We start from the raw sequence: 12,900 nt of genomic DNA on the forward strand, positions 1-12,900 counted from the left end.
GTTCTCCAGTGGGTGTCAGCGCCGTCGGCGGGCCGCGGCGAACGGGAGGGGACGGGGTGTGGCGCGAGCATGCCGCCGGGGGAGCACACGGGCCCAGGACCGATGCAGGGGAAGCAGCAGCTCCAGGACCACGCCGGGCGGCATGGTGTCGCGGTAGGCCTTCTGCACGTCCTCGCACAGGCCTTCGTGCAGCCCGGCTTCCGCGAGGATCGCCCACAGCGCGACCGCGACCGGCCACAACCTGGTGTTGCGGGGCGCGGTGGCCAGGATCATCCGCCACCAGTGCGTAGCGCTGGTGTTGGTGAGTTCACAGCCCGGACGGCGCCGATCGCGGGCGTCCCCATCGCGGATCAGCAGATCCCACGACACCCTGTCGGCAGGACCTTCCATGGCAGCGATCGAGCCTGCCAGGGTGAGCGGTCGCGCCGCGGTGAGGGCATGCACCACGGCGGGCGCGTGGCGGGACGCGAGCCGGGCGGCCACGGTATCGGCGTCCACGAGATGCAGGTGACTGTCGATCACCGCCACGGCACCCGCCCGCTCGAGGTCGGCCAGCAGCGCGACAGCGACCGCCTGCCGGGATCTGCGCCGGTGACTCCAGCCCGACCGCGTGTCCCGGTCCTCGCAGGCCAGCCGCACCAGGATCGTCAACGACGTAGGCCCCTCATACCGCCTCGCCACCTCGGAAACCAATTGATTGCGCACGAATCTCCCCTTGAGTGGAAGGCCGTCGGGCCTCCTTGGCGACGAAGAACGATGGCTATCCGAGCAACCCGAACGGCGCTCCTTTTCTGGCGACACCGCCCCAGAGCACGGGCGCGACCGCAGCCGAATGCCGGTCCAGTGCAGGACCGTCCGGCCAGAACCGGTCCACGGGAACGACTTCCCGGAGGTGACCCGGTGCCGGCTGGACCAGCGCGTGACCGCGGAACAGATCGGCGAACTGCTCCGGTGTCAGGAACACACCGGCGCCCAGCGCACTCTCAGTGAAGATCTCTTCCACCTTCGCGGCCACCGCGGCCAACGGCGGGTTCGATGGGGGAACACAGAAATGAGACAACGCGATGAACGACCCCTGAGGAAGCAGCACATCCCAGCGCCGCAGGAGATCCGCCATCATCGCGGGCGCCGAGCGGTCGCCAAGGTGCGGCAGCAGTCCACAATGGATCAGCCCGATCGGCCATTCACTCTTCAGGCAGTCGCGGACAGTCTCCTTCCCGGAATCTGGCTCCCTGTTCCCATCGACTGGCGCTGTCATGGCGGAAAGCGGGTCGCGATGGTCGACCAGGGCCGCGCGGGTAGAAGAATTCCCGGCCCCGATACTGGTGCGCGCGTGGGCGGTAGCGGCTGGATCGTCGTCCAGGTAGATCACCCGCGGTGTGTCGCGACTCGGTCCGGAGCAGCGCTGCAGAAAATCGTGGAGTGGTTCCCGCAGCGACAGGTCCACCCCGCACTCCAGGAACTGATCCACCTCCGCGTCGATCATCATGCGACCGGCTCGCTTCACGAAACCTCGAAGCAGGCCGGAGAGCGCTTTTGCCCCGGCAGCCCCTCCGGGAAGAACATCCGCGAGCTGATCAGCAACGTGGCGGTCTTCGGTGGAGCAGTCCTTGCGTTCGCCCAGAGCGTCGTAGACGCCGCGGTAGGTCGCGGCCGTTCTCACCATCACAGGCACAGGACGGCCCCCCAGCGCTGGAACTTCTCACCACGACTACCGGCCGTGCACTGCCGCGAACATGAGGGGTTGCTCCACTGCGTCCGGGACTTTGGTGACGGGCGCGAGGTCGGCAATGGGCCGGCATTCTCACCTGACTGTGACACGGCAGTAGTTGACCATCGCCCGCGCCGAATTATCAGGGGGCACAGGGGGGGGCTAAGGGGGGCAAGAGGGGGGTGAGCGCGACAATCACGGACGCCCTGACAACACTCGAGGTCCGTGGTGGACTCGTCCATGGACGTCGCCAATGTGGCGGCAGTGGACTCGATCAGAGCCGCGCTCGGCGCGTCACCGATACCGGTGGCGCGATGCGGATCGCCGTCTCGGTCCTTGGTAAGGCCGACGACCTCGTCAACAAGCGCTTTATTCGGATTTGCCAAGTGCGATACACGTTGACTGCACCATCCCCGTCTTGTCACGGAGATAAGCTAAGAGTCATCAAGGAGGGCGATGGGTACGATTCCTACCCTCACCCGATCGGTCTAAGCAGCCACGCCGACTCGAAGGCACAACTCCCGGACTTCGGCCGAACGCCCGGTAGGCGGGTTCTTCTGAAGGTCGCGCAGCATGTCCCGTGCAAACCCGTTGTAGCTGATCGTCTCCGACGCGACATGCTGGGAGCGATCGAGCAGCGTCAGTACTGAGCTGCGGTCACCCGTGAGCGAATGCGCCCGGGCGACTTCGATCAAGTGCCGACCACGCCGGGCAAGGGAGGGGATAGCGACCGGATCGAAACCATTCGCCGCTCGAAGGGCCTCACCAGTGCGGCGCAGCTCTACCGCCAGGGTTACAGCGTGCGCGGACATCACGCTCTGGGAGAAACTGCTTTGCACGTGCCGGTAATCCGGGCCCAGCTTCCGCGAAACCTCGTCGGCCTTCTCCCAGTGCGCCCACGCTTGCCCATGCCGCCCCCGACGTGCGTAGACGTAGGCAATCTCGGCATTGAGCGCGCCGACCATACCGTGCCAGTCGGGTGGGGCTCCGTCGAGATGCCGCGCGAGGGCGTCCCGTGCTCCGGTCGCGAGGTCGATTGCCTCACCCCACCGGCTGTCATCGCGCATCGCCTGCACCATCGCCCATACGCCGCCCGCGATCAGGTATGGATCGTCCGCTTCTTGTGCTTCTGCGACAGCGCGATCCGCTACAAGCCAGACGAGTTCGGGAGCGGGTTGGTACGCAACATAGAAGTCGGCCAGCTGATACACCCCTGCCAGGACCCGACGAGCGGCACGCCGTTCCTCTCCTAGCAGCATACGGACCGCGACCTGTGCATCGCGGATCAAGCCCGGCAGCAGCGAACCGAGTTGCGTTCGATGATCCGAAGACGAGTGGCGCACCAGCCACGCAGCTCGCAAGCGCGCGGCCAAGTGTGACACCGACACCGGTTCAGGCCGCAGCGCTACGCGGTATTCCGTCAACGCGGCGCGGACCTCCGACAATGCGGAATGCCGCGGTCCGGCGAACACCGACACCGGGACGGCGTGCCCGTTTCCCGTCAGCATGGCGAGATCAGGGATGTCGAGGGCTTGGGCAACTCGCAGCAGAGTGTCCAACCGGGGCGCGTGCTGCTTCCCGGTTTCGACTGATTTGACCCACTCGGCGGACTTCCCGACGAGCCCACCCAGGACCGGACGGGACATGCCGCGCTTGTCACGGTAGTACCGGATGCGCGCACCGATGGGCGCGTCAGCAGGAAAATCGATCATCACGACCACCCCGTTCGCAGAGTCGACCTCGTCGCGTGCCCCGGGAGCTACCCGGGGCGATCCTCTGCGAGGAGGTACAGCATCAGTCTACTGGCGGCTGCGCGAACAGCAGAGCCCGCCGCGATCCGCGGCCTCGCAAGTTCGCTCATTCATGCTGGGCTCCATCAGCTGATCGCGTCGAACACCCCGTCCCCGGCCGGATAGCCGTGTGAGGTCCTGGTCGTCGTCTATGCCGCTGGGCGGTGGCCAGGGAGGAAGATCCGTATCCTGACTCGGCAGGATGTCGAGCGTGCCCGTGGCGGGCACGAGACGGGAAGGTGCAGCCCGGCGATGCGGATCAGTACGGTGTTCTTCGATGTGGGTGAGGTACTGGTCGACGAGGCCCGCGAGTATGGGACGTGGGCGGATTGGCTCGGCGTGTCCCGGCATACCTTCTCCGGCGTCTTCGGTTCGATCGTCGCGACTGGGCGTGACTATCGTGAGACGTTTCAAGTTTTCAAGCCGGGGTTCGATCTGGCTGAGGAGCGGGAGAAGCGTGCGGCGGCCGGCCAGCCGGAATGGTTCGGCGAGGATGACCTCTATCCGGATGTTCGGCCGTGCCTGTCTCGCCTGCGTGATCTCGGCCTGGTAGTGGGTATCTCCGGGAACCAGACTGCCCGCGCCGAAGGCCTTCTGCGCGGCCTGGGCCTGCCGCACGACATCCTGGGAACGTCGGATACGTGGGGTGTGGAGAAGCCCTCTACCGCGTTCTTCGAGCGCGTTATCGCTGAAGCGGGGGTTCCGGCCGGGGAGATTCTGTATGTGGGTGACCGTCTCGACAATGATGTCGCCCCGGCCCAGGACGTAGGGATGAAGACCGCGGTCATCCGGCGAGGGATCTGGGGCCACGTGCTTCGGGACCCGGATTCGCCCGTGGAGAAGGGATGCGTGTTCGCGCTCGACTCGCTCGCTGAACTGCCGGACCGGATCCAGGCCTACAACGCCAGCCGATCCTAAATCCGGTTCACGGGTCCCTGGATGTGCAGAAGGTGGTAAGCACGATCGTACAGCCGGGTTGCGGCCGGCGCGGTGGAGAGTGACGCACGTACCGTCGGGATTCGATCGACAGCTGCCTGGTAGTAGTCTCGCTCCAGGATCTCGCAGGCCTGAATGGCCAGGTCGACCGCATGTTCCGGCGAATCGGCCGCGTGGGCGGCGGCGAGGTCGAGCAGGAGCACCGCGCGCTGCTTGCCGTCGTCGGTGCCGAGACCGTCCAGTGACTGCTGCAACCAGTCGATGGCCGCGTCGAATTCACCGGCCAGGAGTGCGGTGCTACCGGCGAATCCGGCGAATCGTGTGCTGTCGAAGAAGTCCAGCCACAGCGGTGCCGCCCCGTCGGACTTAGCGAGAAACTCCTGTGCTCGGGTGAGGTGATGTTGGCTCTCGGAGATGTGGTCGCCGCGGGCACAGACCTCGGCATAGACACAGTGCACCCACGCCCTGACCAGCGGATTCTGACCGGAGTTACGCCACTGACGTTCCGCCGACACGAGGAATGGGCGCGCATCGGCCAATCGGCGATCGAACCCGGGTACGAACGCTTGATGCGCCGCCACAGCGACGGCCAGGGAGTGGTCCTGGGCTCGCGTCACCCCCGCCTCGGCCACACTGAAAGCCTCCAGGGCCAGCTCGTCGTGCCCCTCGAGGTCGAAGAACGCCAGTCGCGCGACCAGCAATGCGCACTCGGCGACAGCGCTGGCCAACTCCGGCCTGTCGGCGGGATCGGAGGCCAGCAGGGTGGTTCCCAGGTCGAGGTGAGCTCGCGCGGCGCCGAGCAGCAGTGTGGGAGCTGTGGACCAGTACAGGCTGCGCTGAGCCGCGACGATCTCGATATAGGCCTGGACCGCTTTCGGGTCTGCGCTGGCGCGGCGGCTGTGGCAACTCTCCAACGCTTCCTTGTGCTCAGGCTTCACGGGCACGCGTGCTGCCTGGAGCGCCGCTCCCCACCCTGCCTCCGGCCTACCCCGCATTACGGTCACGACCTCCTGAACTTCGAAACTCACCCTGCGATCCACCATGCCAGATCGACGTTCAGAGCCCGGATGCTGGGCAGGCGGTGGCTCCAAGGCCAACTCTGCGTCGGTCAGCAGGCCGAGTTCCTGCGCGGTGCGCTCGAAAAGCAAGCAGAGGTGTTTGGCGTAGGCCTTGTCGGTACCGTGCCGGGTCTCCCACGCCTTGACCATGTCCTCGGTGACCTCGGGGCTGGGCACGAAATCCTTATCCTGCTCGACCGCGATACTGCGAGTCACCTGGCGGGCGAGTTCGCTGCGACTCCATCCGCGATTCGCCCGGTGCCACTGCAGACGCGTGTTCTTCCTACCGTCCCGCGTTCCCGTCACTGTGGCCCTCCCGCCCCGGGCAGAACATCTCTTTCGCATTCCGCTCGGCGGGTGCCCAGCCCGCCGTTCATCGAATCTTGTAACAGAATCCTCGCTTCGACCAAACTACCGTGGCGTTGTCGACGCGATGGACTGGATATAGGCAGTCAGCCGTCAATCGATTCGGAGACTCTGCCAGGTCGTTGCAGCGTGCTTACGGACCCGCGAGGCCAACCGGCCACTTGGATCCACATTCGACTTCCTCCCCTGCACCTGGTGCCCGCGTGCAGCGCTGCTTTCCGCCGATCCTCACTGGAGCAAGCGAATCCTACTCTGGAGCAGGTCGCCCGAGGACGTGGCTGCGGAAGTTCGTGCCCTCCCGGGGCGGAATCGTCGCGGCACCCGTGCTCTCCCGCGTGAGCAGTTGGCCCGAGGCCCGGAATTCTGCAGACGAGTCGACCTGATTGCTTAGACCGATCGAGTGAAGGTAGGAATCGTACCCATCGCCCTACTCGATGCCTCTTAGCGTCAGTTCGGTGACAAGACGTGCACGGACCGCCGCGCCATTCGAGCACACCACTATTCGCCCTGCGATCGCCTGGGAGGAGCGCTACGCCGTTGCTGGGCCTGAATCCTGACCGTGAGCCCCCAGCCGGGGCAAACCCCACTGGGGCGACCGCAGGGGTCCGGCAAAGGGTGGTGCTGCGCGTCTATAGCGGTGATGGTCGTCGTCACGCCTATCTGGCGGTGGATCTGGCTCGCCGGGGTTACTACCTGGTTCATCCGGTGTGTACTCCCGTACTGGGGTACGGCCTCGCGCATGTGACCCAGTTGATCGGCCCGGTCAACTTTCCTGATCTGGGAAACTGTTTCGATGCGTGCGAGTCCTGCTCGGTGTGGCTCCAGCGTCACCCGCACGAGGTACTCGTCGACAACGACGTAGTAGCGCAGCGCGGTGTCCTGACAATTCCGGAGGATCTCCGTTCCCGAGAGCGAGTGGTAGCCGCGATCGCGGCCCTCTCGTCGCAGACCCGGAGCGAGGGCGGTCGCTGGTCTCCAGGAATGGAGACGGCCGGGCATTGTTCAGATTCAGGATCGTCTCCCGTGCCAGCTGCGGGGCGGTGGGATGACCCGCCGTACTCCCCTTCTGATGTCCTGTCCCGCGGTGAGCGCAGCGATGGCTCCGGCGTCACCACTCACCGCGCACTGGTCGACGCCAGTGCGGCGACGAACCTCCGCGCCCCGGGCTCACAGTGAGGCCCTGCAACGAGTTCGCCGCGAGAACACCGACCTGCGGAGGCTGGTGACGATCTACGAAGAGGCAATCCGCCAGCTCACCCTGACCACCCACGAATTGCTGACGATCGGTGAGCAGGTCATCCAGGCACACGGCGACGATCCGCCGGATCCTGACTGGTCCGGTTCGGGCGAGGGCAGCGGGGTGTTCGTGCGGTGGATTCCCCGTTTTGAGCGGTCGCCGGATCGGTTGTGGGCCGTTCTGGAGTGGCGAGCGCACGCGATCCCGGTCGCCGATATCGCGGCTCTGCTGGGTGTGCCGGAGGCGAGGGTGTGGTCATGGCTGCGCAGAAACACGGTCGAGGCAAGGAAAGAACGGGAAGCGGTCGCGGTGCGGCGACAGGTGAGCGGGGGAGAACACTCATGACGGACACGAATCTGCGGCTCCGGGTCGTGACAGCGAACCTGAAACGGGCGGTGGTGGGATGCGGGCCAGGTCGCCAAGGACTTCCCGGTCACGACGACCGAGCCCGGGACCGCGCCGCGGATCGACCGCATCATGCTTTCGCAGCGCTCCCCGGCCCACTTCGACCCCGGCACCTACGCGGTCCACGGACTTCCGCTTCTCAGCACAGGCGCGGAGAAGAACGACCACCTGCTGGTCAGCGGGACCATCATCGTCGAGGCGGCGGCATGACCGCGCGGACCCGGCGGGTGCTGTGGCGGGGAGTGTGCTTGTCCGCGGTCGCGGTGATGCTGGGCGGGTGTGGCCCTTATCCGCAGCCGCCGGTGCCGTCGCCGACGACGACCCGGACGATCGGGGCCACGACCAGGGTGCCGCCGTATGCGGGGGCCCCGGCGGTGCGCGATCCGTTGCCGGTCACGGTGGTGTCCGGTGAGCCGTGCACGACGGCTCTCACGCCTGGGCAGGTCCGGCAGGTGCTGGGCGCCGAGGTTATGGGGAAGATCGACCGCGAGGAGTCGCCGGGACGGACGTGCCTGTGGGAGAACCGGTCGACCGGAACGATCATCAGGGTTGCCTTCGCGACGAGGCACCGCCAGGGGTTGAGCGCGGTGTATCCGGCACGGTCCCCGGACGAGGGGTGGGTGTGGCGGGAGCTGCGGGTAGCTGGGTTCCCGGCGGTCGCCACGACACCAGAGCCAGATCAGCCCTGGTACTGCACGGTCGTGGTCGGTCTGGCCGACGACGTGGCGGTGGAGGTCTCGATGGTCACCCGCACCGCCAGCAGCGGTGACCAGTGCACGTTGACAGGGCAGACCGCTGAGCTGGTCGTCGCTACGTTGCGGAAGAGAGCCGGCCGGTGACGGCGACGATGCCGCCAGATGAGGCGTGGCGCGACACAGGAGCCGCGTCGGCCGGTCGTCGGAGGCTGTCTACTCGACGAGGGCCTCCCGCCCGGCGCCGTAGGGGATTTCTGCATCTGCGTGCTGGCCTAAGCGCGGTTGCCCTTCTGGGTTTGCTGTGCCGACGGGATCGTTGCCAGAGGTGTGTCGATGGTGTCGGCGTAGATCGTCTGTGTGTCAGGCGTGACGAGCAGGCCGAGGCTCTGCCAGGGCGGCTGGCCAGCTTGGTCCCAGATCTGGTGGGCGTGTTCGACGTGCTGCCATAGCCGGACGGGTCCGGTTTCACGGACGGTGTGGTGGCCGTGATCGTCTGTGGCGAGGGCGATTTCGGCCCGAGAGCCGTCGGGAGTGGTGATGGTGACCGCGCGGGGTCCGTTCTGAGGGTCGCCGGCGTACCCGATGCGGTAGCTGCTGCCGAGGCGCATCGCGGTGAGGAACCACACGACTGGCTGGGTCCACGGTGTCCGCGGGTCGCGGGTTGTGGTGGAGGTGGTGGCGGGAAGGTCTGCGCTGGTCCGCGTGTAGGGGATGCGACTGTCCGCGCCGGGGTTGTGGCGCAGGCCCATGAAGGTCGCGCCGGTGGCATCGAAATTACCGTCGGCGCGGTCTTGCGCGGTGCGGGTGAGGTGGACGAGGTTGCCCGCGTTGGTTCCGGCCCGGACGTCAACGAGGATGCGGCCGCCGATGCGCGTCTGCTCGACCCAGGACCAGGGGATGGACGGCACGGAGCAGGTCGCGATGATCCGGTGGAAGGGAGCGTGCTCGGGCAGTCCGGCGGATCCGTCACCGGTGACGAGGGTCGGCCGGTAGCCGAGCTGGGCGAGCCGGGCACGGGCGGTGTCGACGAGGTCGGGTTCGATGTCGATGGAGTACACGTGCTTCTCGCCGAGGCGGTGGGTTAGCCAGGCGGCGTTGAGGCCGGTGCCGGTGCCGATTTCCAGCACGGTGTGCCCGTCGTGGATGTCGAGCGCTTCCAGCATGCGGGTCATCAGGCCCGGGGTGGAGCTGGAGGACAGGTATACCGGTCCGTTGTTCTTGTCGTGGTCGACGAGGGTCACCAGGGCGGTGTTGGTGTAGACGGTGTCGGCCCACTCCTGGCGCGTGCCGGGGTCGTCTGCGGCGAGGGCGACCATCCGGCCCTCGCGGTGGAGGTAGAAGCGGGGGACGAACACGTGCCGGGGAACATCCTCGACCGCGGCGCGCCACTGCGGCGAGGAGAGTTTCCCGGCGGCGACCAGGTCGTCGGCGAGCGCGGCGCTGCGGTCCTGCCAGTCCGGGACGGTGTCCAGGCCGATGCTGGTGGTCGAGGTCGTCATGGCGTGCCTTTCGCGAGCAGGGTGGCCATCGCCTCGGTGATCGGGGCGCCGGTCGCGGCCTCGATCCAGCCCATCTGCGGTCCGGTGTTCGCTTCCAGCATGACAAATTCTCCGTCCGGGGTCACGACGAAGTCGAATGCGGCGTAGGCCAGCTCGGTCCGTTTCATGTAGCGGGCGACCGCTTGCCCGAGGGTGCCGGGCATGTCCAGCAGTTCGTAGCTGAGGCTGTCCGGATCCATGCGGTAGTCGATGCGGGCGGTCTCGCTGTGGGCATGGATGGCCACGGGGAACATCTCGTCACCGATCACGGTCAGGCGGACCTCGAAGGCTTTCGGGACGAACGGCTGCAACGTGGTCGCGGTGCGGGCGACGCCGTCCAGCGTGGCGAGGTCCTTCTCGTTCAGGCGCCGGGTGCCCCCGGTGGTGGCCTGTCCATCACGCACGATGCCGGTGGGCCCGAGTGCTTTGGTGATCGTGTCGCCCGGTGCGGTGCTGATGAACCGGCGGGCGGTGTCAGGGTCGTTGGTGATGGCGGTGCCGGCGACGGTGAGCCCGCACTCAGCGGCGATTCTCCATTGGTAGGGCTTGAAAATCGCGTCCGCGCATCGGTTCGGGTGGTTTGCCCACAGCACGTCGAGTGCGGCCAGCACCCCACCGAATCCCAGCTTCGCCTCGCGATAGCAGAAGTCCTGCACATCGGGGGCGAGCGTGTTGTCGGCCCGGTAGGTGCTGGGGTTGCGGTTCCAGATGGACCTGATGTCCTCAAGGGCGACCTCATGATGGTCGTTCCACAACCTGCCAGTCCAGGTGCCGTCCCGCAGTCGAGCGTCGAGACGAAGCTGAGCGGGGAACGCGGCCAGATCGGTCCGGAAGACGGGGACGTGTTGCGCAGTGAGTGCCGTGATCACCGCATCGGCGGTCGGGTCGAAGTCGCGGGCCAGCACCAGAACCGTCATGCCTCGTTGTTCTCTTCCCAGGCCCACGTCTCGTTGTCGCCACCGTCGCCGTCGGTGTGTGTCCCTTCGAGGCTGGTGTGTTCCTTTGCGAGGTTGGGTGTCAGCGGATGACCAGAGTCGTCCACCGCGACTTGCCGGATCGGGTCATAGAGGTAGTCGGGGAGATCCTGCCGCGGGGCCGGGCGCAGTGCGCGGAGTGCCAGCGGTTGCTCTGGTGTCTCCGGCGAGGATGCCGAGGTAGCGCTGGATGCCCTCGGAGACCGGGCGCGGCGCCGGATCTCGATGGTCGACAGCGGCCCCGTTACCGAGCCGTCCTGTGACTCCTCGTCGGCGGCGATGGACTCGAGCGGCATGCGCATTCCTCTCTGACGTTGATACTTACCGAGGGTAGGCGTGACGCTCCTGGCCGTACAGCCTTCGCGGTTGTTGTCGACCAGCTCCAGCCGGGTACGCGGCAGGTGGTGCCGTGGCCGTGATCAGGTGCGCTCCGGGATCGGTGCAGGTGGTCAGTGCCGTATAGCGCATCGCTCAGTGTCACTCGATTGGAAGGTGTGCCCGCACGTCGCGGCTGACGCTCAGATCCCCATAGCGGCGCCCCTGTGCGGCTGTGGAGCCGGTGGCGGGGGAGCGGGAGAGAGGAGTCGGGCGCCCCCGGACAGGTGTGCTGTGTCCGGGGGCGCTTGCTGGCCCCGACCAGGTGGCGTTCCGCCCAGGAACCTCCGCTGCACTCATCCAGAAACTATCCCAGCCAGGCGGAAGAACGATGCGGAGAACGGCCAGGTGATTCGGGTGTCGTCATGCCCTGTGGACGGCAGAGAGCATGGCAGTGGACCGAGTCGAGCGCGACAACTCCGTGCCGCTTCAGGGAAATCTGACATTCCGGCGGGTTGCGGCGATCCTGATCAGCTGGTTGATCGAGGTTGCGGGAAGCGACGACCCGCAGCGGATTTCCGCGTGCCTGCTGCAGTTCGATCTCGTGCTCAACGCCGGGCAGCGGGCCACCGGGGAGAACGCGCTCGTCGTCGACGAGGCGAGGTACCCGGCCAGCCCGGCCCCGCCTGACCCGGCAGGACTGACGATCGCCGTGCCCACGTGCGGATCTTGGCCGCCGTCGCTGGGCTGGTGTCTTGTTCGTTCTCGCCGTGCGTGTGTGGGCGCCGCCGGAATGATCCGTTGTACTGTTCCGTGTACGGAGCGACCCTGGCGCCTGAACACGTGATGACCCCGAGCCCCCGGATACCCCGGCTGGTGCGGGCGGGCCGCCACGCGACCGACGGCGACAGAGCTGGTCAGTCAGTATGGACGGTAGGGTCGGAGTATGGGGAGAAAAACAGAAGGTCTCGGCGACCGTGTTGCGGCAGTCCTGGTCGCGCCCGCGTGGGTGGCCTGCCCATCGGATCCAGTCACGTGAGTTACCCGTTCATCAGCGTCAAAGTCGCGACTGTGCTGGGGATGGTCATCGCGGCCGTCGGTCTCACGCTGACGGCGATCGATGACCGCCGTGAAGCTCGCCGTGGCCGCGTGTCACCTGTTTGCGGGAACTACGGCCGCGTACGGTGCTGCGCGAGCTCGGGCTGACCCTCGGCTACGGCGGCGCCGTGCTCGCGCTTCCCGGGCTCAGTGTCTGGCTGGCGATCGAGATTCTCCTCATTGGTGGCGCCACCCGCGACGAAGTCCGGCACCTTTTCCGCGGATTGACACACGTACTTCCTCACGTCGTGTTCGGTGTGCTCGTGGTGTTCGTTCTCCAGCTGCTTGCCAGCGTGATCCGGGTGATGAACCGGCCACAGCGCGCCCACCAGGACCTGTCCCGGAGCACGACGTAGAACCCCGGGCCTGTCCGGCAGTAGCGGGTTACGCAAGAGCNNACAGCACAGCGAGATCAGCAGCGTCGAGCGCGCCACCACCGGCGGGGTGAGCCCAGGTTCAGGATCTCCAGCCGTCGGGGTCGGTGCCTGGCAGGACGTGCCGGATCCCGCCCGTAGAGGTCGGCGACATCGCCGGGGCAGCAGGGGATCGTCGAGCGCGGCCCACGGCGCCCGTGATCGCGGATGCGGGCGTAAGGTCTGTGCGGTGCACGATCGTGTTCGTGACCCTGCCGATCCCGCGCAGTGGCAGCAAGCCGGCTGCACCGTGCAGGTGACCTGGTTCCCCGCCAATGGCGGGGCCATACCCGATCCAGGCGATGTGCCCGCGCATGTCCTGGTACGGATCTTCACCAACGGCGGAACCGACTACGATCTCGTT

At 66.8% G+C, this 12,900-nt stretch carries 12 protein-coding genes; 5 read left to right on the forward strand and 7 right to left on the reverse strand.

Annotation, left to right across the window (positions count from 1 at the left end):
• Positions 1–15: 15 nt before the first annotated feature.
• The 3 genes from BS329_RS15875 to BS329_RS15885 form a co-directional block, all read right to left on the reverse strand.
• Positions 16–651 (reverse strand): hypothetical protein, encoded by a 636-nt coding sequence (locus tag BS329_RS15875; RefSeq protein WP_076161455.1) that lies wholly within the window; start codon positions 649–651, stop codon positions 16–18.
• 109 nt (positions 652–760) lie between these two features.
• Entirely contained in the window at positions 761–1,666 is a 906-nt protein-coding gene (locus tag BS329_RS15880) for an SAM-dependent methyltransferase (RefSeq protein ID WP_076161457.1), read from the reverse strand.
• A 533-nt stretch (positions 1,667–2,199) separates the two neighbouring features.
• Positions 2,200–3,423, reverse strand: a complete 1,224-nt coding sequence (locus BS329_RS15885) for a helix-turn-helix domain-containing protein (protein ID WP_076161491.1) — start codon at positions 3,421–3,423, stop codon at positions 2,200–2,202.
• 330 nt (positions 3,424–3,753) lie between these two features.
• Here BS329_RS15885 and BS329_RS15890 point away from each other — a divergent pair, with 330 nt between their 5' ends.
• Positions 3,754–4,419, forward strand: coding sequence for an HAD family hydrolase (locus BS329_RS15890; RefSeq protein WP_076161459.1), 666 nt, complete (start codon positions 3,754–3,756; stop codon positions 4,417–4,419).
• On the opposite strand, the gene BS329_RS15895 is transcribed toward BS329_RS15890, so the two are convergent.
• The gene (locus BS329_RS15895; protein ID WP_143253067.1) at positions 4,416–5,801 is read right to left on the reverse strand and encodes an NsdA family TPR-like regulatory protein; all 1,386 of its coding nucleotides are present in this window, start codon (positions 5,799–5,801) and stop codon (positions 4,416–4,418) included. The two genes, BS329_RS15890 and BS329_RS15895, sit on opposite strands and share 4 nt — an antisense overlap.
• Positions 5,802–7,083: 1,282 nt before the next feature.
• Between BS329_RS15895 and BS329_RS42585 the strand changes: the two genes are divergently transcribed.
• From BS329_RS42585 to BS329_RS43385, 3 genes are all read left to right on the forward strand, one after another.
• Positions 7,084–7,443, forward strand: coding sequence for a hypothetical protein (locus BS329_RS42585; RefSeq protein ID WP_076161463.1), 360 nt, complete (start codon positions 7,084–7,086; stop codon positions 7,441–7,443).
• Positions 7,444–7,575: 132 nt separating this feature from the next.
• On the forward strand, positions 7,576–7,713 hold the full coding sequence (locus tag BS329_RS43380) for a hypothetical protein (protein WP_158075794.1): 138 nt from the start codon (positions 7,576–7,578) through the stop codon (positions 7,711–7,713).
• A complete protein-coding gene (locus tag BS329_RS43385) occupies positions 7,710–8,342 on the forward strand; it encodes a DUF3558 family protein (protein WP_158075795.1) in 633 nt (210 codons plus the stop codon). Before BS329_RS43380 ends, BS329_RS43385 begins: the two co-directional genes overlap by 4 nt.
• 128 nt (positions 8,343–8,470) lie before the next feature.
• Here the strand turns inward: BS329_RS43385 and BS329_RS15910 are convergent, their stop codons facing one another.
• From BS329_RS15910 to tgmA, 3 genes are read right to left on the reverse strand one after another with little or no spacing between them, the layout of a single operon-like run.
• On the reverse strand, positions 8,471–9,697 hold the full coding sequence (locus tag BS329_RS15910) for a methyltransferase domain-containing protein (protein ID WP_076161465.1): 1,227 nt from the start codon (positions 9,695–9,697) through the stop codon (positions 8,471–8,473).
• Positions 9,694–10,653, reverse strand: coding sequence for an MvdC/MvdD family ATP grasp protein (locus BS329_RS15915; protein ID WP_076161467.1), 960 nt, complete (start codon positions 10,651–10,653; stop codon positions 9,694–9,696). Before BS329_RS15915 ends, BS329_RS15910 begins: the two co-directional genes overlap by 4 nt.
• A complete protein-coding gene (gene tgmA, locus BS329_RS15920; RefSeq protein WP_158075796.1) occupies positions 10,650–11,006 on the reverse strand; it encodes a putative ATP-grasp-modified RiPP in 357 nt (118 codons plus the stop codon). The genes BS329_RS15915 and tgmA overlap by 4 nt, the downstream gene beginning before the upstream one ends.
• A 1,203-nt stretch (positions 11,007–12,209) precedes the next feature.
• On the opposite strand from tgmA, the gene BS329_RS15930 reads away from it, so the two are divergent.
• Complete coding sequence (locus BS329_RS15930) at positions 12,210–12,479, forward strand: hypothetical protein (protein WP_076161473.1); 270 nt, start codon at positions 12,210–12,212, stop codon at positions 12,477–12,479.
• Positions 12,480–12,900 lie beyond the last annotated feature (421 nt).

The sequence above is a fragment of the Amycolatopsis coloradensis genome (genome assembly GCF_001953865.1).
Classification (GTDB): Bacteria; Actinomycetota; Actinomycetes; order Mycobacteriales; family Pseudonocardiaceae; genus Amycolatopsis; species Amycolatopsis coloradensis.